Source organism: Moraxella pluranimalium, assembly GCF_002014825.1.
GTDB lineage: Bacteria > Pseudomonadota > Gammaproteobacteria > Pseudomonadales > Moraxellaceae > Moraxella > Moraxella pluranimalium.
Window position 1 is genome coordinate 1 of sequence record NZ_MUYU01000026.1, and the last position, 25,902, is coordinate 25,902.

The following is a 25,902-nucleotide window of genomic DNA, read 5'->3' on the forward strand; positions in this document are numbered from 1 at the left end:
CTTTTGGGGTGCGGTTCAATCAAGCAGGGTTTTGTCAATTGGGATTGATTAAATCGCATACCCAAGCGCATAAAATGCCACAAGCACAATGGCGATCAGCACCGTACCGATGTTAAGCTTATTAAACTCACCGCTAATCACACGACCCAGCACCAATGCACCAAAGCCAAGCATGATACCTGTCACGATATTGGCCGTCAAGACGATAAACACCGCGCACACAAGGCCACTCATCGCACCGACAAAGTCATCAAAATCAAGCTTTGAGACATTGCTGAGCATCAATAGACCCACATACATCAGCGCAGGCGCAGTCGCATAACCCGGCACTAAAAACGCCAGCGGTTGGAAAAACAGCATCAGCAAAAACAACACACCCACGACAATCGCCGTCAAGCCTGTCTTACCGCCCACTGCCGTACCTGCCGCCGACTCGATATACACAGCCGCAGGCGCTGTACCGAACACGCCCGACAGCATACTGCTCATTGAGTCAGAAGTCAGTGCCTTACCACCGTTGATGATTTGACCGTCTTTATCCAGTAGATTGGCTTGACCTGCCACCGCACGAATCGTACCCGTCGCATCAAAAATCGCCGTCATCACAAGCGCAAATACCACAGGCAAAATCGCTGCATTCAATGCACCCATCACATCCATCTGCATAAATAACGACTCAGCGCCAAAGCTTGGCACTTTTAGCACATTGCCGTCAAATTTGACATTTGGATCAAAAATCAGACCAATCACCGTGATGGCGATAATCACCCACAGGATACTGCCTTTGATTTGCAGCTTTTCAAGACCGATAATCGCCGCCAAACCCACAAGCGACATCAGCACAGGCAATGATGTAAATTCACCCATCTTGACAGGCAGACCGGCATCATTGGCAACGACCAAGCCCACGCCATTGGTAGCGATGAGCAATAGGAACAGACCGATACCGATACCCGCCCCATGCGCGATGGACGATGGCAAATTCTTAAGAATCCACGCGCGGATACCCGTGACCGAAATCAAGGTAAACACCACACCCATCAAGAAAATCGCCCCAAGCGCCACAGGGATGCTCACGCCTTGACCCAGCACTAGGCTAAACGCCGTGAACGCCGTCAAAGAAATCGCACAACCAATCGCCATCGGCACATTCGCCCACAGACCAATCAAAATCGAGCCAAGCCCTGCGACCAAACAAGTAGCGATAAACACCGACTCAGCCGGAAATCCTGCTTGCGACAGCATATTTGGCACAACAATCACCGAATACACCATCGCCAAAAAAGTCGTCAGACCCGCGATCACTTCTTGGCGGACGCTTGAGCCACGCTCAGACAGTTGAAATAATGAAGATAAAGACATAATCAATCCACGCAATAATCACCAATACATCACAAAAGCCATGTCATTGGCGGTGCATTTTACCAATATTTATCAATATTGACTTTAGGTTTTATAAAAAAATAGATGTGATAATCGCTTAACACATCCTATGATAAAAATAGATAATTTTACCGCAAAACAGGTCAAAACAGCAAATAAAAGATAACAAATTTACAAAAAACTGTATCAATCGCCAAATATTTACTGACAGATACGGCTTTTAATGGGATTTATATCAAAATTTTGGTAAAATAGTAGCAATTTTACCCATAAAGAATTGACAGGATTTATCATGCTAAAAAATACTCAAGAGCAAATCGCTCTGCCCACCGATGACTTTGAGCTAGTCACTGCCGCAGGTGAAGTACAAAGCGTGAATCTATCAACGCTGATTAAAGATAATAATCAAGGCTTGGTGCTGTATTTTTATCCAAAGGATAGCACCGCAGGCTGTACCGTGCAAGCCACTGATTTTACGGTGAATTTTGATGAGATTACCAAGCTTGGCTATCATGTCATCGGCGTCTCACGAGATGGCGTCAAATCACACCAAAACTTCATCAATAAGCAGTCATTGGCAATTGAGCTTATCAGCGATACCGATGAGCGCCTGTGTCAACATTTTGATGTCATCAAAGAAAAAATGATGTATGGTAAGACACATCTGGGCGTGGTGCGTTCGACTTTTGTGTATGATAAAGATGGCGTGATGATTGGCAGTTTTCGTAATGTCAAAGCCAAAGAACACGTGGCAAATTTATTAGAATTTTTGAAAAATTAACACAAAATTGTCATGAAAGTATTACAGCTGTCATCATCACTTAAGCACGATGAATCCGAACGGGGGATTTATCCGATTTCGCACGCACTCATCAAGGCGGGTCATGAGTCGATTATCATTGGTGGTGCAGATGAAGACAGCGAGCTGGTGACACGATTGGTACGAGATGGCGCAATCTATCATCAGATGCCAATGCCAAAAAAGAGCTGGTGGGCATTACGCCATGTATTCACCCTAAGACAGCTCATCAATGAACATCAGCCTGACATCATCCATGTGCATTCACGCACCCCTGCATGGGTGCTACACTGGGCACTCAGACCTTATCCTGCAACGATGCGCCCAAAAATCGTTTCAAGCCTTTATGGCTTTTATCCATTGAACAGCTACTCAAAAGCACTATTTGATGCAGATATATTGATTAGTGCATCAAAGAGTATTGATAAATATTTCAAAACAAAACTGGGTAATATTGCCAATGATGACGACATAGAGTGTCAAGCAGAATTTGATATTGTCTGTGTGCCGCGTGGCGTTGATGTGCGTAAATATCCTTATCGTCATCATGCATCAGTGCATTGGCTACATCAGACCTTTGCTCAGTATCCAGAGCTTGAGCACAAAAAATGGCTGGTTTTCCCCACAGTTATCGGTCAAGAATATGGGCAAGAATGGCTTGTAGATATATTAGGAAACCTACAAGAAAAATTCCCCAACATTCATGCCATCATCATGGATGACGACCCAAGCACTCGTATGCATCAGTGCGTGTTTTATGAAGAGTTTGTACAACGGCTGCACGCACTCAATCTTAGCGATAAAGTCAGCTATGTCGGCAAAAATCCCCCTGACAAAAAAGACTGGCTGTCATCTGCCAATGTCGTGCTTGCCCTTGCCAATCGCCCTGAGAGTATCGGCATGACTGCACTGCAAGCCATTCATCTAGGCACGCCAGTTGTCGGCTGGGCAAAGGGGGCGTTTGCCGATATTCTTACCGACCTATACCCCCAAGGACTGGTCAAAGAACAAACCGCCTTGTCATTGTGCAAATCCATCAAATTTCACCTAGCCAATCGCATCCGCCCTGCGATGACGCATGAATATGTGATTGAAGAGATGGTTGAGCAGACTCTTTCGGTGTATCAAAGCCTTAAGCCTTAATTATCAAAGCTTAAGTATCAAGCTTAAGTATCAAAATCTGGGCATCAAGACTTAGTCTGTAAGCGCAAAATCTTAAGCTTGTACCAACTCATTGTTAACTTACACTGAGTTTCGCTCTTTTATCCAAATCAAAACCCAAGCATCGTCTAATTGATAAGTAATTATTTATTAACATATAGTTATAATTTAAATAATCATCGTAGCAAAAGCCGATGAATTTATGCATAAGCATAGTCCTGTTTATGCATGGTTTTTAAGTTGATTCATGCGCATTATCATGGTACTATACTAAACAGAGTTTATTAGCGATTGCATTGTTATTAATATAAAAATAACCCTAGCAATGCATGGCGAACGCTCATGGTTTTTGTTGTTTTTCACTTTTATTATAGGAGTTCTTATGTCAACTGACACCAAGCCAAAAACCCCTGTTAGCAAACCAGCTAGCACCGCCACTGCCAAAAAAACAACAGCTCAAGCCAAATCTGCGACCACCGCAGTAACAGCACCAAAGCCACCTGCCAAAAAGGTCGCCGAGCCAAAAACCATGCCAAAAACTGTAAGCCAACTTGAAGATTTGCTAGAGCACGCCACCCCTGAAGAGTTGGCTGAATTTAGCCAAGCATTAAACGAATATCTGCCAGCGGCTCGCATCGTCAGCCAAGTACGCACTGATAAATCAAAAGATACTCAGCTGTCAGACAACTGGCGTGAAGGCGGTTATCCGTACAAAAATCGCCTAAGCCGCAAAAATTATGAAGCGCAAAAATTCAAACTACAGATTGAATTGCTAAAACTACAACATCACATCAAAGCCACTGGTCAAAAACTGGTCATCATCTTTGAAGGTCGTGATGCTGCTGGTAAAGGTGGTACAATCAAACGCTTTATGGAGCACCTAAACCCACGTGGTGCACGTGTTGTCGCTCTAGAAAAACCAACCGACCAAGAGCGTGGTCAATGGTATTTCCAACGCTACATTCAGCACCTACCAACTTCTGGCGAAATCGTGCTATTTGACCGCTCATGGTACAACCGTGCTGTGGTTGAGCGTGTTATGGGCTTTTGTACCGATGATGAATACCGCACCTTTATGCGCCAAGTACCTGAATTTGAAAAACATTTGGTTGAATCAGGCATTCATTTGGTGAAATTCTGGTTCTCGGTCAGCCGTGAAGAACAGCGTGCTCGCTTTGCAAGCCGTGAGAATGACCCATTGAAACAATGGAAACTATCACCAGTTGATAAAGCATCATTGAACAAGTGGGATGATTATACCCTTGCCAAAGAAGCGATGTTCTTTAATACAGACACCGCTGAAGCACCTTGGATTGTCATCAAATCTGACTGCAAAAAACGTGCTCGCCTAAACGCCATGCGCTATGTACTCAACAAGATGAACTACGAAAACAAAGATTCATCACAAATTGGCAATATTGACCCGCTAATCGTTGGCCGTGCTGGTGCGTTGTATGAGATGGATGAGCACACAAGCTTGGCGGTTGCATCGGCCAAAGTCGCTCGCCAAACTGAACAAGCTACCAAACCTGCAGCAAAAAAGCCTGCTGCCAAAAAGACCACCAAGAAGTAATAACGGTCTAGACCATCTTTCTCATTGAGAAGTGGTTGGTAAAGCATCCTTGATTGATGCAAAAAAATGAAAAAAGTGAACTGCGCCCCAAAAGTTATGTAGCTTTTGGGGTGTTTTTGTTATGTGCTCTTTTGTATGGAACTGTCTGCTCAATAAAGCTTAAAAGAAAATCTAATGCATGGCTGAATATTAATAGCAGGTTTTCAATATTGATTAGATGTAAAAATATTGGTCAGTGCTGCAATTGAGTTTTTTTGGCACTTGTTACGAAAAATTTACAAAATAAATACTAAAATATTGGTATAATTGTGAGATTTAATTTATTCAAGGGGAAGATGATGTTTTGTAAAAAATATCATGCGCTTTATGCGGCATTAATTGGTGCGAGTGTGATTACTTTATCAGCCTGTGATGAAGCTTCTGCTCAAAAATTGCAATCATTTTTATCAAATCAACATTCGACAGCCAAGAGTGAGCCAAATGCTAAATCTTCGGATAGTGTTGCATCACAAGCTGAGTTGCCGGTTCAAGACGATGCACCGCCTAAAGAGCCTGCAGTGGTGCAGGCGCCAAATACTAGCCAGCAGTTTCGTGGCGATAGCGAGATTGAGAAACGATTAGCCGAGGCATTGCCTGAAATCGCTTTTAGTACCGATAGCCTGAGTGCAGATGCAATTGCTATTAATCAGGCTGTATGGCGCGATCCTGCCGAATTGACAGCTCAGCAACAGATGGAAACTGATACTGATAAGAGTGCTGTCGCCTCAGTGGATGGGCAAGCCTCGGCCGCCAATGCTAATTCGGTTGATTCAAAACAGCTCAATCAAATTGCTACCAAGACAGGTGAACAACAATCAACTAATTCAAAAGAAGCTACAGCAAAAGCTGTCCAGACCGCACAGTTGAGTCGCGATGAAATTGTAAAAATTCAAGCATTGTTGAATTGGAATCATCATGGCGTTGGGGCGGTCGATGGTAAATTTAGTAAGAATACTATCAAAGCAATGAACGTGTTTCAAGAAAAGCATGGCTTGCAAGTCACCGAAACCATGAATGCAGAAACTTGGGCGGCACTTACCAAAGATGCAAACTTAAGCAATCAGCCTGCGATGGTGAGTTATAAGCTAACCAAAGAAGATGTTTCATTGCCGCGTCACCCACGTGGACAGCAATATCGTACAGTTAAAGAAGCGATTGCTGAAAAATTTCATATGAGCGAGGCTTTATTGAGTGAGTTAAATAAAGATATTCCGCTCAAAGAGGGTTCTGTGATTACCGTATATAATCCCTCGCAACCAAATATGAAACCTGTTACACGTGTGAAAGTGGATCGCAAAGCAAATATTTTGTATGCGTATGATGCGACAGGCGAGCTGGTGGCAAGCTATCCAACAACTGTGGGTGCGCCAAAACCAACCCCTGCTGGCAAGTACACAGTGACAAGTCGCGTGATTGACCCTTATTATAATAAAACGCCAAAAAATAAAAACGCAACTTTGCCACCTGGTCCTAATAATCCAGTGGGTCGAGTTTGGCTAGGTATCAGTAAGCCAACTTATGGCATTCATGGTTCACCGCAACCAGAAATGATTAGCAAGCAAAGTTCTGCTGGTTGTGTCCGATTAACCAACTGGGATGCGCTTGGTTTATACGGTGTTATCCAAGAAGGTGCTGAAGTCGAAATTTTATAAGATAATGATTGGGTAGCGTTTGATAAATAAATCGCATGACTGATTTGTCGTGCGATTTATTTATTTGTCCAAACCAAAAATTCATGCAAACCCCACAACCACCCCAAAATTTGTTAAAATAGCCATTTTATTTCACATCGACGACAGACGAATGCGACTCAAATCCCTAAAACTTGCCGGCTTCAAATCTTTTGCCAACCCAACCACATTCACCTTCAAGCACGACATCACTGCCATCGTCGGGCCAAATGGCTGTGGCAAATCCAATGTCATCGATGCCATCCGCTGGGTATTGGGCGAGACATCCGCCAAGCAGCTGCGTGGTGGGGCGATGAGCGATGTCATCTTTGCCGGTGTCGAAGGGCGAGCCGCCAAAAGTCTTGCCAGTGTTGAGCTTGTGTTTGAGCACACCCAAGATGAGACGCACGGCATCCGCCATGAATTGAACCTTTACCAAGAGCTGAGCCTACGCCGACAAGTCACCAAAGATGGCAAGTCAGATTATTTTATCAATGGTCAGCGAGTGCGTCGCCGTGATGTGGTGGATGTGTTTTTGGGTACGGGGCTTGGCGCGCGCAGTTATGCGGTGATTGAGCAGGGGATGATTGGGCGTATCGTTGAGTCTAGCCCCATGCAGCTGCGTGAGTTCATCGAAGAAGGCGCAGGCGTCTCACGCTATCAGGTACGCCGAGCCGATACCGAGAAGAAACTTGCCGAGACCCGAGATAACCTTGAGCGCTTATCCGACCTACAAGGCGAGCTCAAAAAACAACAAAAAACACTCATCCGCCAAGCCGAATCCGCCAAGCAGTATCAAGCCTTGAGCGATGAATTGCAGGCATTGCACCGTGATGATTTGGTGCGCCGACTGTTCGAAGCGTGGCAATATCACGAGCTCAAAAAAGGCGAACAGGGCAAATCTAGTGATGAGCTTGCCAAGCTTGAGATGGAAGTCACTCGGGTACGCCGTGAGCTCGATGCGCTGTCTGCTCGTGTCGCCGAAGGTCAATGGCTCAAAGACGAAGCGCGGGATAAATACCACAATGCGCAGATGGCAGAGCAGAGTGCTCAGCACAATTTTTATACCGTCAATAGCGAGCTTGCCCAAAGCGATGAAAAAATCACTCGCCTGATGGCTCAGCACCAAGAAGCGCTTGCCAATATCGAGCACGCCACCGCCGAGCTTGCCGAGATTGATAGTCAGCTTGCCAATATCACCCCTGATACGATGGCGCTTGAGCAGGCGGTGAATGATGCCAAACAGGTGCTAAGTGACGCCCAAGAAGCTTGGCAAAAACAGCGTGATGAGCTATCTGCCATCACCCAAGACAAGAATAATTTGGACAATCGCAAAAAACTTGCCGAATCACAAATCGCTCGCCTAAAAGATGCTCAAATCAAATGGCAAAAACGCAGTGATGCGCTCGATGCCGAACAAGCAAGCTTTGTTGATATTAAGCAAGAACAAACCGAACAAAAAGCCTATCAAGAACAAATCGCTAATCTTAAACTTAAACTTGATAATCTATCTGATCATGATGAGCTCAAATCTCGCCATGATACCCTTAGCGATGCTGTCAAGGCGCTACAAGCCAGCACTCAAGCCCAAGAAAAACGCCATGCGGTGCTGATGGGTGAATATGATATTTTACATAAGCTTGTGCATACACCGACCACCAATCAAAATAGTGCGGCAGCAGGTGATAATAATGATTTGCAAGACTTGCCAAGTCTTGAAAGTAGCCTGATGCCAAGCAGTGCAGGGCATGAATATGCCAGCGTGCTGGATCAATTTTTGGGCTTTTGGCTTGGTGCTAAGCTCAGCGCGCAGCTGCCGATGGCTCAAACGCAAAGCGCACCCGCCAAAGATGGTGTGAATTTATTATTAAAATCAGGTAAAAAAAGCGATACCGCCATCACCACCAGCGCCATCATGGCAAGCGATGCGATTGCCAAATTACCCAAAGCAATCAGCGGGCGATTGATTCGCCTAGATCAGCTATTTAGCACGCCGACTTTGGAGATTTTTGGGCGTACCTTTTTATATACAGGCGATGATGCGCTTGATGAGATGGATACAAGCCAATTGATTGGCGTGATGATTTTGACCAAGACAGGCTGGTTGATTGGCAGTTTTGGTATGGTGCATATCAGCCGTTTTGGGGAAACGGGCAGTCAATTTCTTGCGCAAAAACAAGCACATATCGAGCGACTTGCCGTGCTCGAAGATGAGCTTAATACACTAGAAGATGCACTGGGCGCTGACCAAAAACAGCTCAAAACCCAGCAAAATCTGCTTGAGCAGACCAAAATTGAGCTTGAAGAAGTCATCGCCCAAAAAACCGCCACCACCGCACAGCTACACAGCGCCGAAAAAGCCCTGACCACACTGACCGCCAAGCTTGAAGCGGACAAAATCCGCCGTGACAACCACGCCAAAAACCGCCAAGCACTGGATGATGAGCGAGCAGAGCACCAAAAAGAGATGAGCGAACTTGATGCGCAGATGAGCGAGTATCAGGCGCAATTAACCGAGTTCGCCCCACGATTTGAGATGGCGAATCAAGCGATGACGGTGCTGACGACACGCATCGATGAAGCCAACCAATTGGTCAAGACCAAAAACGATGCCTATCAAGCCATGCAGCTGAAATTTGGCACATTAAGCCAAAGCAAAACCCATGCCGAACGCCTGCTTGATATGGCAAAAAACAGCGCCACGCAGACGACGGCAGACATTGAAGTCACCAAAAAACACCAAGAAACCTTACAAGAAAAATTACCAAAGCTTGAAGAAGCGTTCAAGGCTGCCAAGATGATGAGCCATGAGCTCAAAATCTCAAGCGATGAATACGAAGCCGCTGCCAAAGCACTACAAATTGCGCAAACCAAGCTGCAAGATGAGCTGACCGAAGCGCATGGCAAATTTGCCACCGCACAAGCACAGTCTGCACAAATCAGTGCCGATGCAGCGGTGGGCGAGAGCCGTATGCAGGATTTGGGCGATGAATTGCTACGCTTTGATGAAGGCTTTAATCTGCCGGCGACTTTGGCAGAGTTTCGAGCCAATCCCAACCAGCAGTTTATTGACCATAGCCAAAAACGAGAAGACATCAAAGCGCAAATCGCCAAGCTTGGCGCGGTAAACCTAGCCGCCGCCGCCGAGCTTGCCGAGATTGAGGCGCGTGTATCACCGATGGATGAGCAAATCCAAGACATCACCGACAGTATGAAAAAGCTTGAAGATGCCATCAAAGCGATTGATGAGAAGACCAAATCGCTGTTTTTGACGGCATTGAATGCGGTGAATAAAGAGCTTAATGCCTTATTTTCTAAGGTGTTTGGCGGTGGTCAAGCAAGCTTAAGCCTAATGGAAGATGAGAGTCTATCCAAGGCGGATAAATGGCGGGCAGGGCTTGTGCTGATGGCACAGCCAAAAGGCAAGAAAAACTCACGCCTAGCGGTATTATCTGGCGGTGAGAAGACCTTGACGGCATTAAGTCTAATCTTTGCGATTTTTAAACAGCATCCAGCGCCGTTTTGTGTGCTTGATGAAGTGGATGCGCCGCTTGATGATGCCAATGTCGGACGCTTTACGGGACTGATTCATGAACTGGCGGATGATGTGCAGTTTATCTTTATTAGTCATAATAAGCTTGCCATGCAAATTGCCGATGAGCTCAAAGGCATCACCATGCCGACAGCAGGGATTTCAAGCCTTGTGACGGTCAATCTAGAAGAGGCGGAGCAATATTTGGAGCCGACGGTTTAAGTGTTGGATGTCGATTAAAGATGGCTCGGATTTTATGGTGATTGAGCTTGTGCCACAAAAGTGATATTAACACCACTTTTGTGGCATATATTTAGACATTGAAATTCAATCATTATAACCGCTAATTTAGAGATAAATTAGCTTGGCTTTTCGTGCAATTTTTGCTATAATAATGCGTCCATTTTTATAAATGGGCGTATTTTTTTAATTTAACTTTACACTACACACACGAAATTTACCCAAGCATCTGCTTGCGGTGTGTTGAATATCGGGGTGTCTATGAGCTTGAATAATTTAGCCAAACCGCTAGATGCGTGCTGATAGATTCGGTATTTTTGATTTCGTGGAGGCGTAACCCAAACTTTAGGAACTCTTATGTCAGACAAGAACCCAACTCAAATCTCAATGCGTGACTTGCTAGAAGCAGGTGCTCACTTCGGTCACCAAACTCGTTTTTGGAACCCAAAAATGAGCCAATACATCTTTGGTGCTCGTAACCGCATTCACATCATCAACCTTGAGCACACTGTTAAGCAGTTCAACGAAGCACTAACTTTCGTGAACAAGCAAGCAGCAGCTCGCAACAAGATTTTGTTCGTTGGTACTAAGCGTGCAGCATCTGCGGTCATCCGTGAGCAAGCACAACGCGCTGGTATGCCATATGTTGACCATCGTTGGTTGGGCGGTATGCTAACTAACTGGAAAACGCTTCGCCAGTCAATCACTCGTCTAAAAGAACTTGAAAAGCAAGCTGAAGACGGTACTTTTGCTAAGCTAACCAAGCGTGAAGCACTTGAGCGTACTCGCCAAATGGAAAAACTAGAGCGTGCTCTAGGTGGTATCAAAGACATGGGCGGTCTGCCAGATGCGCTATTTGTCGTTGACGTTGACCACGAAGCGATTGCAATCAAAGAAGCCAAAAACCTTGGTATCCCTGTTATCGGTATCGTTGATACCAACTCAAACCCAGACAATGTTGACTATGTCATCGCGGCGAACGACGACGCAATCCGTGCCGTTAATCTATATGTAACTGCTATGGCTGATGCTATCATCGCTGGTAAAGAGTATGCAAAAACTCAAGGCGGCGCACAAGCAGAAGCAGTAGAAGCTGCTGAATAAGCCCAAGTTTTGGCACTAAGCAATATTGATACAATCATTGATACAGTATTGCTTGACACAATTTGGTCATAAAACTGTGCTATGATGGCTTGGTCAAACAAGCCATCATTCAAACTCATTGATAATTCAAAGGTAATCCAAATGACTCAAGTTTCTGCAAAGCTTGTAAAAGAATTGCGTGACCGTACCGGTCTTGGCATGATGGAGTGCAAAAAAGCACTAGAAGAAGCAAATGGTGACATCGAACTTGCGATTGACAACCTACGCAAATCAGGTCAAGCCAAAGCTGCCAAAAAAGCTGGCAACATCGCTGCTGACGGTGCTATCGTTATCGCTCAAGGCGAAGGCAAAGCACTACTTCTAGAAGTAAACTGCCAAACTGACTTCGTTGCAAAAGACGAAAACTTCACCGTATTTGCAAACAAAGTTGCTGAATTGGCACTAGCGAACAACACCACTGATGTTGAAGCAATTTCAGCACTACCATATGGCGACGGCGCATCTGTTGAAGAAGCTCGTATCGCTTTGGTTCAAAAAATCGGTGAAAACATCCAAGTTCGCCGTGCAGAAGTCATCGAAGGTGCTAACCTTGCTGCATACCGTCACGGTCTGCGCATCGGCGTTGTTGTATCTTTCGAAGGTGGCAACGAAGAAGTTGGTAAAGCTGTCGCAATGCAAGTGGCTGCATTCAACCCACTAGCAGTCAACGAAGCTGATGTACCAGCTGACATCCTAGCTCGCGAAAAAGACATCATCGAAGCCAAAGCTAAAGAATCTGGCAAGCCAGAAGCAGTGGTTGAGAAGATGATCACTGGCGGTATCCAAAAATACCTAAACGAAGTAACTTTGGTTAATCAACCATATGTTATGGACAATGAAAAGAAAGTTGGCGATGTCCTAAAAGCTGAAGGTGCAACTGTTGTTAGCTTCAAGCGTCTTGAAGTTGGCGAAGGCATCGAGAAGAAGCAAGAAGACTTCGCTGCTGAAGTTGCTGCTGCTCAAGCTGCTGCACAAGCATAATTTGCTTTTTGCAAATCATAAAGCTCAGTTCATTGAACTGGGCTTTTTTGGTATTTGTAAAACTTGTGTAATCAGAGTAAAATAGCCATAATTTATGCCATCAGTTAGGAAATATCATGCAAGCATTCAACCCACAAGCATTTATTGAAGTTGCTCTAAAAAACAATGTACTTAGATTTGGTGAATTTACCCTAAAATCAGGCCGTGTCAGCCCGTATTTTTTTAATGCAGGTCTGCTATCGACAGGCGAGCTACTCAGCGTACTTGCCACAGGCTATGCTGATGCACTGGCAAAGCAGGCAAATACCGATGATTTGGTGATTTTTGGGGCGGCGTACAAGGGCATTCCATTTGTAGCGGCGACCGCTCAAGCTTTGTGGGCACAACACGGCATCAATGCCAACTGGGGCTACAACCGCAAAGAAGCCAAAGATCATGGCGAAGGCGGTATGCTCGTGGGTGCTGACTTATCAGGCAAAAAAGTCTGGGTCATTGATGATGTGATGACCGCAGGCACGGCGATGCGTGAAGTGGTTGAGATTTTGGATAAAGCAGGGGCAAGTGTCGCAGGTATCATTGTTGCACTTGACCGCAAAGAAAAAGGTCAGGGCGATAAATCTGCTATCCAAGAGCTTGGCGAGAGTCTTGGCGTGCCCGTATTGGCATTGGTGACGATGGATGACATCACTGATTATGTTGCCAATCACGGTACGGCTGAGCAATTATCTGCGATGCAAGCCTATCGCGCCCAGTATGGCATTGATGAATAATGATTAATTAACCAAAAAGATATGATTATGAAAAAACTGAATTTTTTGATCGTCATGGATGAGATTGCGACGATTAATTATAAAAAAGACACAAGCCTTGCGATGGCGTGGGCGATATCTGAGCGTGGGCATGGGCTAAGCTATTGTAAAATCGATGATTTATGGCTTGATCGTGGTGAATTGCAAATCGATGCCAAGCCTTTGGCGGTGTATCGCAATCCTGAGCATTTTTATGAGCTTGGCGAGATGGCAACCGTGCCTGCTACCGCATTCGATGTGATTTTGATGCGTAAAGACCCACCTTTTGACATGAAATTTTTGTACGCTTTGCACCTGCTTGACTATGCCAAGCGTGCAGGCGTGTGGGTGGTCAATGATCCGCAGTCGGTCAAGGACTGCAACGAGAAGTTATTTGCCACGCAGTTTAGCGATCTGATGTCACCGACGATCGTCACCAATAAGCAATCACACATCCGAGCGTTTATCCAAGAGCATGGCGATGTGATTGTCAAGCCGCTTGACGGCATGGGCGGTATGGGGATTTTTCGTTTGACGGCGGATAGTCCCAATATCGGTGCGACGCTTGAGATGCTGACCGAGCTTGGTACATTGCCAATTATGGCACAAAAATACATTCCTGCTATCACCGAAGGCGATAAGCGAGTGCTGATTGTCGGTGGCAAGCCTGTGGATTATTGCTTGGCTCGTATTCCAAGCACGGGCGAGACACGGGGCAATCTGGCTGCTGGTGGGCGTGGTGTAGCGATGCCGCTGAGTGAGCGTGAACGAGCGCTTGCGATGGCGATTGCACCGACTTTGCTTGAAAAGGGGCTGTATTTTGTCGGTCTGGATGTCATTGGTGGCTTGATTACCGAGATTAATGTCACAAGCCCAACTTGCGTGCGTGAGATTGATGATCAATGTGGTACGCAGATTGCCGTTGATTTTATTGAATTTATCGAAAATCGCTTGGCTGTGGCATAGCTTTGACATGGCTTTAGTAAACAGCAACATTTACTCAATCACGGCAAGTTCATTGACAAAAAACTAAAGAAAATTTGCTTGAATTTGCCACAAAAGTCATTGAAAATAGATGGTTTTTAAGATGGCTTGATGGATAATTTTATGACAAAAAAAATCAATGTGCTTATGATGGCGGCAGGCACGGGCGGCCATGTGTTTCCTGCGTTGGCAGTGGCGGATGAATTGGCGGCTCGTGGTGCGACCATTCATTGGCTTGGCACGCCGACAGGGATGGAGAATGATTTGGTCGCTAAGCACGGCTATCAGATGCATCATATCGAGATGCAGGGCCTTCGTGGCAAGGGTTTGGCTCGTATGGTGAAATTGCCCTTTATGCTGTTCAAGGCGGTGATGCAGGCTCGCCAAATCATCAGCGACCATGCCATCGATGTGGTGGTGGGCTTTGGTGGTTATGTCACTGCACCGGGCGGATTGGCTGCCAAATTGAGCAAAAAACCGCTCATCATCCATGAACAAAACGCCATCGTCGGCATGAGTAACAAGAACCTAGCTCGCTATGCCGATAAGGTGCTACAAGCCTTTGATGGGGCGTTTGCTAGCGATGCCAAAGTCATCACGGTGGGCAACCCTGTGCGTGATGCCATCATTCAAATCGCTCGCCCTGAAGTGCGCTATGATACCAATGATGACTCAGCGCTCAAGGTGCTGGTGGTGGGCGGTTCATTGGGTGCGATGGCAATCAACCAAGCAGTGGTTGAGATGCTTGATAAGGTTAATCGCCCAATCAGTCTGCGCCATCAATGTGGCAAGGATAATCATGAGCAGATGCTCGTTGCCTATTCGCAGGCGGATATCGATACCACTAAGCATATCGTGGAGCTTAAGCCATTTATTGATGATATGGCAGCGGCGTATGCATGGGCAGATGTGATTGTCTGCCGAGCAGGGGCGCTGACAGTGACCGAGATTCAGACGGCAGGCGTGGCGGCGATTTTTGTGCCACTACCGCACGCTGTGGACGACCACCAAACCGCTAATGCCAAAGTGCTCGTGGATGCAGGGGCGGCGATTTTGATGCCGCAGTCTAGCTTATCAGGACAAGCACTTGCTGAGACGCTAGATAAGCTTGACCGTCGTCGCTGTCAAGAGATGGCAATCATCGCTCGTAGCCAAGCCAAAGCAGATGTGGCGCAAACCGTCGCTGATATCATTGAAAATAGCATTCGCTGATTTATTTATTTAAAATTTATACACCAAAGGAATTACCATGTCCAAAAAATCCCTGCCAAAACGCTTGATTGAAATCCCAGAAATGCGTCGCATCGAAACCATCCACTTCGTCGGTATCGGTGGGGCAGGGATGTGCGGTATCGCCGAAGTGCTTGCCAACCAAGGCTATAAGGTGACTGGCTCTGATATCAAAGCCAGTGCAGTCACTGAGCGTTTGGTCAGTCTAGGGGTGATTGTCTATATCGGTCATAATGCCAGCAATATCGACAATGCCGATGTGGTCGTGGTGTCATCAGCGATTGATAAGACCAACCCTGAGATTCAAGCGGCGCTTGCCGCTCGCTTACCTGTGGTACGCCGTGCTGATATGCTTGGCGAGCTGATGCGTTATCGTCACAGTATCGCTGTGGCAGGGGCGCATGGCAAGACCACGACCACCAGTATGCTGACGATGATGCTGACCGAAGCGGGGCTTGACCCGACTTATGTTATCGGTGGTAAGCTCAACGCTTCAGGCAAAAATGCTGCACTTGGACAATCTCGCTATCTCGTTGCCGAAGCCGACGAATCAGATGCATCATTCTTGTCACTTCGTCCGATGGCGGCCATCGTCACCAATATCGACGAAGACCACATGGATACTTATGAAGGTAGCTTTGAAAAGCTTAAGCAAGCCTACATTCAGTTTCTACAAAATATGCCATTTTATGGCTTGGCGGCCGTGTGTGGCGATGACGAAGTGCTATTTGGCATGATTGATGCCATTGCGCGTCCTGTGCTGACCTTTGGTCTAAAAGAGCACAATGATGTGCGCGCGGTGGATTTGGTGGTTGATGGTGCTAAGACGCACTTTACTGTCCTGCGTAAAGACCGTGAGCCACTGTCTTTGACACTCAATGTCCCGGGCGAGCACAATGTCTATAATGCACTTGCTGCCATCACGCTTGCCACTGATGAAGGCGTGGATGATGATGCTATCATTCGTGCGCTTGAGAAATTTGCCGGCGTGGGTCGCCGTTTTGAAAAACAAGCTCAAGTAGCCATTGATGATGGCGATGTGCTATTGATTGATGACTATGGTCATCACCCAACCGAAGTGGCAGCGACTATCAAAGCTGCTCGCCAAAGCTATCCTGACCGCCGCCTAGTGATGATGTTCCAGCCACATCGCTATAGCCGTACCCGTGATTGCTTTGATGACTTTGTCGATGTGCTATCAGCTGTCGATGAGCTGTTGTTATTGGATGTGTATTCAGCAGGTGAAGCGCCGATTGTCGGTGCGGACACGAAGGCTTTGGCTCGCAGTATCCGCCATCGTGGACAAGTTGAGCCGACTTTGGTCGATAAAAATGACTTGGCAAGCACCATGAAACGAGTGCTCAAATCCAATGACTTGCTCATCACCCAAGGGGCAGGCAATGTGGGGCAAATTTGCCTAGAATTGCGTGATAATAATCTATATCTATAATGATGAATTATTTTAATAAATTTTAATATTGTGAGAGAATTATGAGTATTGATGTAACCCAATTTGGCAAAGTTGCCGTCGTCTGCGGTGGCTTTAGTAGTGAGCGTGAAGTGTCATTGAACAGTGGTAAGGCGGTGCTTGATGCCTTGCTATCAAAGGGCGTGGATGCGCATCACTTTGACCCACAAGAAACCGACATCTCAAAACTGCGTGAATTTGACCGTGTGTTCAATGTGCTACACGGTACTTTTGGCGAAGATGGTAGCTTACAAGGGGTGCTTGATGGCTTTGGCATCCCTTATACAGGTTGCGGCGTGCTAGCATCTGCGATTGCGATGGATAAGTTTCGCTGCCGTCTGATTTGGCAGGGGTTTAATTTGCCAAATGTCCCTTATGTGGTGCTCGATGATAACAGCGATTTTGCAGCGGTTGAACAAGAGTTTGGCTTGCCACTATTTGTCAAGCCAGCCGCCGAAGGCTCAAGCGTGGGCGTGGTGATGGTCGAGAGTGCAGGCGAGCTTGCCAAAGTCTATCCGACACTCAAGCAGTATCACGGCGCAATCTTGGCTGAGCCTGCCATTACAGGCGGTGAATACGCTTGCTCTATCTTGGGTGATGAAGCCTTGCCAAGCATTCGCATCATCCCGACTGGCAAGTTCTATGACTATGAAGCCAAATACCTGCGCAATGACACGACTTATCAGTGCCCATCGGATTTGACCGACGAGCAAGAGCGTGAGATGCAAGAACTTGCCAAGCGTGCGTTCGCTGCCATCGATGGCAAGGGCTGGTCTCGTGTAGACTTCCTAAAAGGAGATGATGGCAAGCTGTATATCCTAGAGATTAATACCGTACCGGGCATGACAGACCATAGCCTTGTGCCGATGGCGGCAAAAGCTCGTGGCATGGATTTTGCGTCATTGTGCGTACAAATCTTGGCACAGACGCTATAATTTTATGATTTGAAATATTAATCAAAAATTATAAAAACTATCAAAAAACCCATCAATTATAGCGATTGTTGGGTTTTTTTATCGCTTGACATCCAGTAAAGTGTAACCTTGTGTAAAATATGGGGTTTTTGGGGATGTTTTTCCAATTTATATCTTTTACTTATTATAAAAATGCGTTAACATATGCTAATTTTCCCTAAGTCTTGCGATTTGGGGCGAAAAGTTGTTTTAATGATACCAAATCCAGTGATATTTTGGTAATTTTAGCTTAAGATTTCATGACCGATATTGCACGCAAACGCCCACAGTTTCAACCATGGCAAATCAATGTATTTGGCGTGTTGTTTTTGGCTGTCATTGTGGCGGTGTTGTTGTATTTTTCCAATACAGCTGAATATCGTGCGATACAGATTGAGCCGAGCAATCTGACCGATGCTGAAGTGGCATCGCTTGAAAAGGCGGTTGAGCCATTGGGCAAGGTGCAGTTTTTTGGGGCGGATTTATCCGCAATCCATCGAGTGGTCAGTGAGTTGTCTTGGGTGGGTAGTGCCAATGTGTATCGAGATTGGGACAAGGGCGTGATGGTATCGGTCAAGCCAAGAATTCCAGTGGCGAACTTTGGTAGTGAGCAGATGCTGGATGCTAGCGGTGTGGTTTATACGCCCGCCGACCCAAAGGCAGTGATGGATAAGTCGCTTGCCAATCTGTACAGCCGCCCCAAAGAAGCCGTCAATGTCATGCGTCAAATGCGTCGTATCAATACGTGGTTTGCGCCACTGAATTTGCACGCTGTGGATATGATTTTGACCCCACGCCAAACTTGGGTGATTGTCTTTGACAATGGACTGCGAGTGGTGGTGGATCATGAAGATACTGAGCAAAAATTATACAGTTTATCTGTACAGCTTAGTGGTCAGCTCAAATCAGAAGTTGCCAAAATCGCTTCTGTGGATTTAAGATATAAAAACGGTTTTGCAATCGCTTATAAGCATCGCTAATGCTGATGATTAGCAAAGCCAAATAATGAATGATGGGCGGTCATCATCATTCGCTTAAGCTTGTTTTGTTGAACAAGATGGTTGTTGGATTTTCTTATCCTTGTGGATAAGTGTATTTTATTTGATAATTGAGAATTTGAATAACGATGGCAAATCTACAAGCGGTCATGCATATCAGCTCATCAGCGGTATGCACCGTGATTGGTCAATTTGAAAACACCCAAGAAGGCGCGCGTCCCAAGATTATCGCAGTCGGCCTTACGCATACTGACGCCTTTATGCAGGGTCAAATTGTAAATCGTGAGCACCTATTATCAGCCGTGCATAAATCGCTACAAGAAGCGACAGACATGGCAGGCGTGAGAATTTACAATCCCTTGATTTCATTCTCAACACCGCTTATGACATCAGACAATGATATGCGTACGGTGGATGTGATGCACGAGTCGGGGCTGATTGAAGCTCAGGATGTGCATTTGGCTCAGCAGTTGATCGAAGATGACTTGGCTAGACAAGATCGCACCTTATTGCAGTGCTGTCAGCAGATGGTCATGCTTGATACCGATGAGCAGGTGCAAGATGCGATTGGCTTGCGATCCAAGCAGATTCATGTCTATAATCACGTCATGAGCTTGCCGGCGAGTACGCATCAGCAAATACTTGATTTGATTCAAGATGATGAAATCACAGACCGTACCACAGTTTTTGATGGGGTTGCTGGTGCTCATTATGCCTTGACCAACAACGAAAAACAGCAAGGCGTGTGCTATATCGATATCGGTCTTAGTATGACTAAGATTTGTGTATATCACGAAGGCGTGCTGATTTATAGCGACTGTATCGCTGTGGGCGGACGCACGGTGGATTTGGACATTGCCAAAGAGTGTGGCATTGCGCTGGATGATACCGAAAGCTTTAAACGCCAAGAAGGCACGCTCAATGCCGAGCGTTATAGTCTAGGCTCGCACGTGATTTATAAAAAAGGCACGAAGCACGAAAAAACCATGCTTCGCCGTGAACTCAATCAGGTCATCGAAGCCCGATATTATGGGATTTTTAGCGAAGTATTTGACCGCTTGACTAAGGCTAATCTATTCCATGCGCTAGATGCAGGCGTGGTCTTGGCAGGGGGTGCGTGTCAGATGGATGGCTTGACAGGGTTTATCCGCACAAACTTTGGTATCCCTGTGCGTCGTATCGCCAAGCCAACCAACATTCATTTTGACCCAAAGCATCTGAGTGACGACACCATCAAATCACTCAAGAAGCATTTGGAAGACAATACACTGCATTCAGCGATTGGCTTATTTTTGTTTAGCGGTAGTGAGCAATTTGCCCGTGACCAGCAAATCGCCCATATTGCCGAAGAATATAGCAATCCATTGGCGGATATTTGGACGAAATTTATGCAAAAATGGCAAATTGTTATTGCTTTGTTCAAGAAAGTTGCTTAATTGATTTGCTAAATTGTTCATCAAATGCGATAATTAGTCAATTTAATGACTTGGTGTGATTTTGCACTGTATTTGCTTTTTTGTACAGCTTGATTGATGGATGAAAATCTGTGCAAAGAGTACCCTGCTTTTTATTACTAAATTCTTGGAGTAGCATATGAAATTCGGAATGGCAGACGAGTTCCAACCTGAAACCAATGGTCAAGCACGTATCATCGTGTTCGGTGTTGGCGGTGGCGGCGGTAACGCTGTTGAGCACATGGTTCGCCAAAACGTCAAAGGCATCACCTTTGTCTGTGCAAACACTGACCTACAAGCACTAAACAAACTATCAGCACCGAACAAAATCCAAATCGGTGCTGAAGCGACTCGTGGTCTAGGTGCAGGTGCGAATCCTGAAGTGGGTCGCAATGCTGCTGAGAGCAACGAAGATGAAATCCGTGCGATGCTAGAAGGTTACGACATGGCATTCATCACCGCTGGTATGGGTGGTGGTACTGGTACGGGTGCAGCGCCTGTGGTTGCTCGTATCGCCAAAGAAATGGGCATCTTGACTGTTGCTGTTGTGACCACGCCATTTACTTTTGAAGGTAAGCGTCGCACTGCTGCTGCTCAAAGTGGTATCGAAGCATTGACACAGCACGTGGACTCTATCATCACCATTCCAAACGATAAGCTAACCCAAGCTTTCCGCAACCTAACTATGGTTGATGCCTTCAAAAAAGCAGACGATGTATTGCTATATGCGGTAAACGGCTTGACCGAAACTATCGTAAACCCTGGTGTGATTAACATTGACTTTATGGATGTACGCACTGCCATGACTGCCAAAGGTCATGCGATGATGGGTATTGGTCGTGCTAGCGGTAATGAGCGCGCTGCTGAAGCGATGGAAAAAGCCATCCGCTCGCCACTACTTGATGACCTAAATCTACGCAATGCTCAAGGCTTGATTATCAATATCATCGGCTCAGGCGTTGGCATGGATGAAGTGATGACCATCGTTGCCAAAGGTCAAGAGTTGATGGCGGATGATGCCAACGTATTCTATGGCTTGGTAGAAGATGACAACATGGGCGACGAAATCCATGTGACTGTGGTTGCTACAGGTCTGACTGTCAACACTCGCCCAGCAGCGGCACAGCCAGCAGTACAAGCACAACAAGCTCAGCAGTTGGCAAGCCACACCAGCGCTATCGCACAACAGGCTCAGCCAGTTGCTGAAGCACGCCCAGGTGCACCAAAGCCAATCAGCGTTGGTAGCTACTTGCAACAACAGCAACAACAAAAAAACAGCTAATCGTATAACACAACAAGGCTCTACTATGCGGTAGGGCTTTGTTTTTTGATGACTTATGCCAAAAATAGACCTGCACGCACACAGCACCTGTTCTGATGGGACGAATACGCCGACCGAGCTTTTGACTAAGGCTGGGCAGATGGGTATTGATGTCTTTGCTTTGACCGACCATGATACGGTGATGGGGATTGATGAAGCACGGCACACCGCCGATGAGCTTGGCATACGACTGATTAACGGTGTCGAAATCAGCTGTCAGCATACGGTGACAGGTGGCTATGGCAAGCATCGTGAGATTGATAAAATCATCCATGTGGTGGCGCTTGATTTTGATGATGTGACCAAAATGCACACCGCACTACAAGCTTTGCAAGATAGCCGTCATCAGCGGGGCTATCTGATGGTACAAAAGCTTGGGGAGATTTTGTGCGATGATACGGTGGATGCGCAAGCCTTGAGTGAGCATCTGTGGCAAGCGGTGCTTATCAAAGCAGGTGGCAATGCCAGAGCGGTGGGGCGTGCGCACATCGGTCAGGTGCTCTATGAGATGGGCTATGTGCATAATGTACAGGCGGCATTTGATAAATATCTGGCGGATAATAAGCCTGCCTATGTAGCCATTGACACCATCAGTATGGCGGATGCCGTGCGTCTGATTCATGACTGCGGTGGGCTTGCGGTGCTTGCGCATCCGACCCGTTATAAGCTGTCATCGACACGCACCCAAAAGCTGATTAGTGACTTTGCCGAGTGTGGCGGCGATGCTTGTGAATTGCCGAACAATGAACCGATTAGCACGGTGGATATGGTCAGTCGTGCGATTGCTAAGCATGGGCTACTTGTGTCATTGGGCAGTGATTTTCATGGGAGTAATATGCCATGGCGTAAGCTTGGCGTGACCACCAAGCCAAAAGCAGGGCAAGTGGGCGTGTGGACGAAATTTAAACCGTCTGTGATGGTAGAGTGATTGGCAAGTTTGAATATATTTAAATATAGCGGCAATCAGATTATTTGAATTAAACATATTTTTAATCTGATTATTTTATGCTACAATGCAAGGCGTTACGATGTTGTAACGCTTTTTTTATTAGTTTTGCAAGGATGATTATGCCAACACTTCGCTCACTCTGCACAGCGCTACTTACGACACTTGCCATCAGTCTAGCTGCCCCTGCTATGGCGGATGGTGTGACCACGACGATTACACCTACTTACCGCAGTGTGAGTGAGATTTTGGCAGCATCGCCAAAGTCGGATTGGTATCGACTTGACCAGCGTAATCTGATTTATATCACGCTTGCCAATGATGCTAAGGTGGTGATGGAGCTGAATGATACTTTTGCGCCAGAGCACGCCAAGCAAATTCGCCTACTTGCCAATCAGCAGTATTGGGATGATTTGACCGTGTATCGTGTGCAGGATAATTATGTGGCGCAATTTGGTGCGCTTGATTATGAGACCGATATCCTTGCCAAGCCATTGCCAAAAGATGCCCAAAAATTACCAGCAGAATTTAGCATACCCAAAGACAGCATTCGCTTGACGGCACTTGGGGACAAAGAGCCTTATTCGGATCAAATCGGCTTTGTGGATGGCTATCCTGTGGCGGTGAAGGATAATCAAGCGTTTTTGGTGCATTGCTATGGCATGGTGGGTGCAGCTCGTGATAATGCGCCTGATAGCTCAAATGCTACTGAGCTGTATGTGATGATTGGTCAGCCTGCACGACATATTGACCGTCAAATCACTGTGGTTGGGCGTGTGGTGCATGGCATTGAGCATCTGAGCACGCTCACTCGTGGCAAGGGCTCGATGGGATTTTATACCGATGATCAGCCCGCGCCAATGGGTATCAAATCCATCCGTGTCGGCACAAACCTAACAGTGTCTGAGCAGATGCAGTTTGATGCGCTCAAGACCGACAGTCAGACCTTTGTTGATGTCATCGATGCCCGTCGCCATATGCAGGGTGAATGGTTTGCTGTACCACTATCAGGCGGGATGGGGATCTGTGATACCCGTCAGACGATTCAGCTTGTCAAAGAGTGATAAGCTAAAAACAAAACGCCAAATCATTGATATTTGGCGTTTTTTATGATTAGAACGACGGATTGACCGTACCCATACGCTGACTAATCGGTGTCGATTGACCCAGTAGCACGCTATAAATGGTGGCATTTTCCATCACGTGCTTGACATAGGCACGTGTCTCGGCGTAGGGAATGGCTTCGACATATTGGTCGGCGCTGATACTGCCATGCTTAGGAATCCATTTGCGAGCAGCGCCCGGTCCTGCGTTGTAGCCTGCGGTGGCGACGGCGATTTGACCGCCTGCTTTATTGGCAAGGTCGCTTAAGAACCATGTGCCATAGCGGATATTGGTATCAGGGTCGCTCATACTGCCTGCGCTCTCACCCATGCCACGAGCGATTTGGTTGGCAGTGCCCGGGATGATTTGCATCAGACCGCCAGCGCCTGCACCTGACTGCGCCGATGGCTGAAAGCGACTTTCTTGACGCATAATGCCATATGCCCACGCAGGGTCAATGCCGACATTGCGACTGTGGCGGATGGTATTGTCATAATACGGCATTGGGTGCGATAGGGCGGCATTTCTTAGGTTATCCGTCGTCTCGATGGCTTGGATACTGCGATGGTAGTAGCCCAGATTGTGCGCCTTCGTCGCTGCTGCCAGAATCAGTGCGGTATCGCCTGCTTCACGAGCCTTACGCACTGCCCAGTTCCATTCACGGTTGATATGCTCAAGGCTTGCGTTATTTTGCATGAGTAGATAAGCACGGGCAAAATAGTCATTATTCATCACACGCTCGGCATCTTGGGTGGTGACAGTTGGCAAAACATTACCGCCGATATCTGAGGGTGTCAGACGCTGACCCAGTCGGTCTTTGGCAAGTAGTCCATAGTAGTCGATACCTGATGACAGATTGCCATACAGTCGCTTGGCATCGGCGGATTTGCCCGTTTGTTCATAAGCACGAGCCAGCCAATACTGCCACACACGCTCTTGCTGCTGTACTGCGGTCATTGCACCGATGGCGTTGATGACATCTTGCCATTGGCTAAAGTGAATGGCGGCTTGTGCGTAGTCTTCGGCTTCTTCGTAGTTAAACGGCTCGCCTAAGCTATTTTTGAAATAAGTCACCGAATCCATGCTAAAGCCTTCGTCGGTATTGACATTCATCCGCTTGACGGCAATGCTACGCCACGCATAGCGACGAGCCATTTCAGAAATCAGTCGCTGACTGCGGTTGTTGTCTTGGCTGATGTCGTAGTTGAGCTGTGTCAAGGCTTCCCAATGCGAGCGATGTGCCAGCTGACTGATGGCGTAGATGTACAGATATTGATTAGCATCGCTATAAGGTTCTTGTTGAAATCTGGTCAAAAACGCATTGGGATTACTGCGAATTTCATTAATAATTTGATAACTGATTGGTAAGTTCAACTGATTAATGAGCGTCATGATATCGCCTGTTTTATCCAGTGGTGATTGACGGCTAGATAATTGACGCTTATCAATGCGTAGCATACGCACCAGCTGTTCGTGCTTGTCAGTATTGGTGATGCGTGGGTTACTGCTCATCTCGGTGGCAAGCTTATCGCATAAGGATTGATTGATTTGGGTGTTGAGCCAGACATTGGGTTTTTGGTATAGGGCACGCATACTGTCATCGCTTTGGTTGAATCCTAGAGCGATAGCGCACGCTTCGGATGTATCGGGATTTTCGATGCTATTTGCCACAGCACGCACCGATGCGTAGTCGCCTTGACGGGCTTTGGTCTCGGCATAGTCGGCGGCGAGTTTTTCACTCATGACATTGCTTGGGTATTGGCGTACAAAGTCATTGACCGTGCTTGGGCTTTGGCTTGATAGATTGGCATTGAGTCGCCAATAGGTCGGATAGACGCCAAACAGCGTGCCTTGCATACTTTGTTCGTAATTGTATAAGGCGCTCATATTGGATTTTTGGCGGTCGGCATCAATGAACTGATAAATACTGCCATCATTGGCATTGCCTTTGGCGCACGCCACTTGGGTGATAGCGCCGATGGCACATAGCAGGGTCGCACAGTGAAGTTTGGTAATCTTAAAAGTTTTCATAACTCATCTAATGTCAAATGATGGATAAAGGTTTGTCTAGGGTATCAAATCAAGGTTGCTTGGATGTATAAAAGTTGTAATTAACAGTCCAATTATAAAGCCCA

At 46.5% G+C, this 25,902-nt stretch carries 19 protein-coding genes; 17 read left to right on the forward strand and 2 right to left on the reverse strand.

The genetic code is table 11. The features are described from left to right. Positions 1 to 48: 48 nt before the first annotated feature. Positions 49 to 1,362, reverse strand: coding sequence for an NCS2 family permease (locus B0680_RS09085; RefSeq protein WP_078254782.1), 1,314 nt, complete (start codon positions 1,360 to 1,362; stop codon positions 49 to 51). 313 nt (positions 1,363 to 1,675) lie between these two features. Between B0680_RS09085 and B0680_RS09090 the strand changes: the two genes are divergently transcribed. The 17 genes from B0680_RS09090 (at position 1,676) to B0680_RS09170 (ending at position 23,727) form a co-directional block, all read left to right on the forward strand. After that, the gene (locus tag B0680_RS09090; protein ID WP_078254783.1) at positions 1,676 to 2,164 is read left to right on the forward strand and encodes a peroxiredoxin; all 489 of its coding nucleotides are present in this window, start codon (positions 1,676 to 1,678) and stop codon (positions 2,162 to 2,164) included. A gap of 12 nt (positions 2,165 to 2,176) precedes the next feature. Continuing rightward, the gene (locus B0680_RS09095) at positions 2,177 to 3,325 is read left to right on the forward strand and encodes a glycosyltransferase (protein ID WP_078254784.1); all 1,149 of its coding nucleotides are present in this window, start codon (positions 2,177 to 2,179) and stop codon (positions 3,323 to 3,325) included. A gap of 400 nt (positions 3,326 to 3,725) precedes the next feature. After that, positions 3,726 to 4,916 (forward strand): polyphosphate kinase 2, encoded by a 1,191-nt coding sequence (gene ppk2, locus B0680_RS09100; RefSeq protein WP_078254785.1) that lies wholly within the window; start codon positions 3,726 to 3,728, stop codon positions 4,914 to 4,916. Between the two features lie 338 nt (positions 4,917 to 5,254). Further along, positions 5,255 to 6,607 carry a L,D-transpeptidase family protein gene (locus B0680_RS09105; protein ID WP_158078320.1) on the forward strand — a complete coding sequence of 451 codons (1,353 nt, stop codon included), beginning with the start codon at positions 5,255 to 5,257 and terminating at the stop codon, positions 6,605 to 6,607. 151 nt (positions 6,608 to 6,758) lie between these two features. Then, positions 6,759 to 10,379 (forward strand): chromosome segregation protein SMC, encoded by a 3,621-nt coding sequence (gene smc / locus B0680_RS09110; RefSeq protein WP_078254787.1) that lies wholly within the window; start codon positions 6,759 to 6,761, stop codon positions 10,377 to 10,379. Positions 10,380 to 10,754: 375 nt separating this feature from the next. Further along, positions 10,755 to 11,501: a 30S ribosomal protein S2 gene (gene rpsB, locus B0680_RS09115; protein ID WP_078254788.1), complete on the forward strand. Its 747-nt coding sequence runs from the start codon at positions 10,755 to 10,757 to the stop codon at positions 11,499 to 11,501. Between the two features lie 141 nt (positions 11,502 to 11,642). Beyond that, positions 11,643 to 12,521 carry a translation elongation factor Ts gene (gene tsf / locus B0680_RS09120; RefSeq protein WP_078254789.1) on the forward strand — a complete coding sequence of 293 codons (879 nt, stop codon included), beginning with the start codon at positions 11,643 to 11,645 and terminating at the stop codon, positions 12,519 to 12,521. Between the two features lie 116 nt (positions 12,522 to 12,637). Continuing rightward, a complete protein-coding gene (gene pyrE / locus B0680_RS09125; RefSeq protein WP_078254790.1) occupies positions 12,638 to 13,291 on the forward strand; it encodes an orotate phosphoribosyltransferase in 654 nt (217 codons plus the stop codon). 27 nt (positions 13,292 to 13,318) lie between these two features. After that, on the forward strand, positions 13,319 to 14,275 hold the full coding sequence (gshB, locus tag B0680_RS09130) for a glutathione synthase (RefSeq protein ID WP_078254791.1): 957 nt from the start codon (positions 13,319 to 13,321) through the stop codon (positions 14,273 to 14,275). Between the two features lie 141 nt (positions 14,276 to 14,416). Then, entirely contained in the window at positions 14,417 to 15,505 is a 1,089-nt protein-coding gene (gene murG, locus B0680_RS09135; protein WP_078254831.1) for an undecaprenyldiphospho-muramoylpentapeptide beta-N-acetylglucosaminyltransferase, read from the forward strand. A gap of 37 nt (positions 15,506 to 15,542) precedes the next feature. Next, positions 15,543 to 16,973: a UDP-N-acetylmuramate--L-alanine ligase gene (gene murC, locus B0680_RS09140; protein ID WP_078254792.1), complete on the forward strand. Its 1,431-nt coding sequence runs from the start codon at positions 15,543 to 15,545 to the stop codon at positions 16,971 to 16,973. A 41-nt stretch (positions 16,974 to 17,014) separates the two neighbouring features. Next, entirely contained in the window at positions 17,015 to 17,926 is a 912-nt protein-coding gene (locus tag B0680_RS09145; protein WP_078254793.1) for a D-alanine--D-alanine ligase, read from the forward strand. A 278-nt stretch (positions 17,927 to 18,204) separates the two neighbouring features. Then, on the forward strand, positions 18,205 to 18,924 hold the full coding sequence (locus B0680_RS09150; RefSeq protein WP_078254794.1) for a cell division protein FtsQ/DivIB: 720 nt from the start codon (positions 18,205 to 18,207) through the stop codon (positions 18,922 to 18,924). Between the two features lie 146 nt (positions 18,925 to 19,070). Beyond that, a complete protein-coding gene (gene ftsA / locus B0680_RS09155; protein WP_078254795.1) occupies positions 19,071 to 20,378 on the forward strand; it encodes a cell division protein FtsA in 1,308 nt (435 codons plus the stop codon). A 169-nt stretch (positions 20,379 to 20,547) separates the two neighbouring features. Then, a complete protein-coding gene (ftsZ, locus tag B0680_RS09160; protein WP_078254832.1) occupies positions 20,548 to 21,678 on the forward strand; it encodes a cell division protein FtsZ in 1,131 nt (376 codons plus the stop codon). Positions 21,679 to 21,733: 55 nt separating this feature from the next. After that, positions 21,734 to 22,645 (forward strand): PHP domain-containing protein, encoded by a 912-nt coding sequence (locus tag B0680_RS09165; RefSeq protein ID WP_078254796.1) that lies wholly within the window; start codon positions 21,734 to 21,736, stop codon positions 22,643 to 22,645. Positions 22,646 to 22,785: 140 nt separating this feature from the next. Beyond that, on the forward strand, positions 22,786 to 23,727 hold the full coding sequence (locus B0680_RS09170; protein WP_211271270.1) for a peptidylprolyl isomerase: 942 nt from the start codon (positions 22,786 to 22,788) through the stop codon (positions 23,725 to 23,727). A gap of 49 nt (positions 23,728 to 23,776) precedes the next feature. Here B0680_RS09170 and B0680_RS09175 read toward each other — a convergent pair whose 3' ends face one another. Then, complete coding sequence (locus tag B0680_RS09175; RefSeq protein WP_078254798.1) at positions 23,777 to 25,798, reverse strand: lytic transglycosylase domain-containing protein; 2,022 nt, start codon at positions 25,796 to 25,798, stop codon at positions 23,777 to 23,779. Positions 25,799 to 25,902 lie beyond the last annotated feature (104 nt).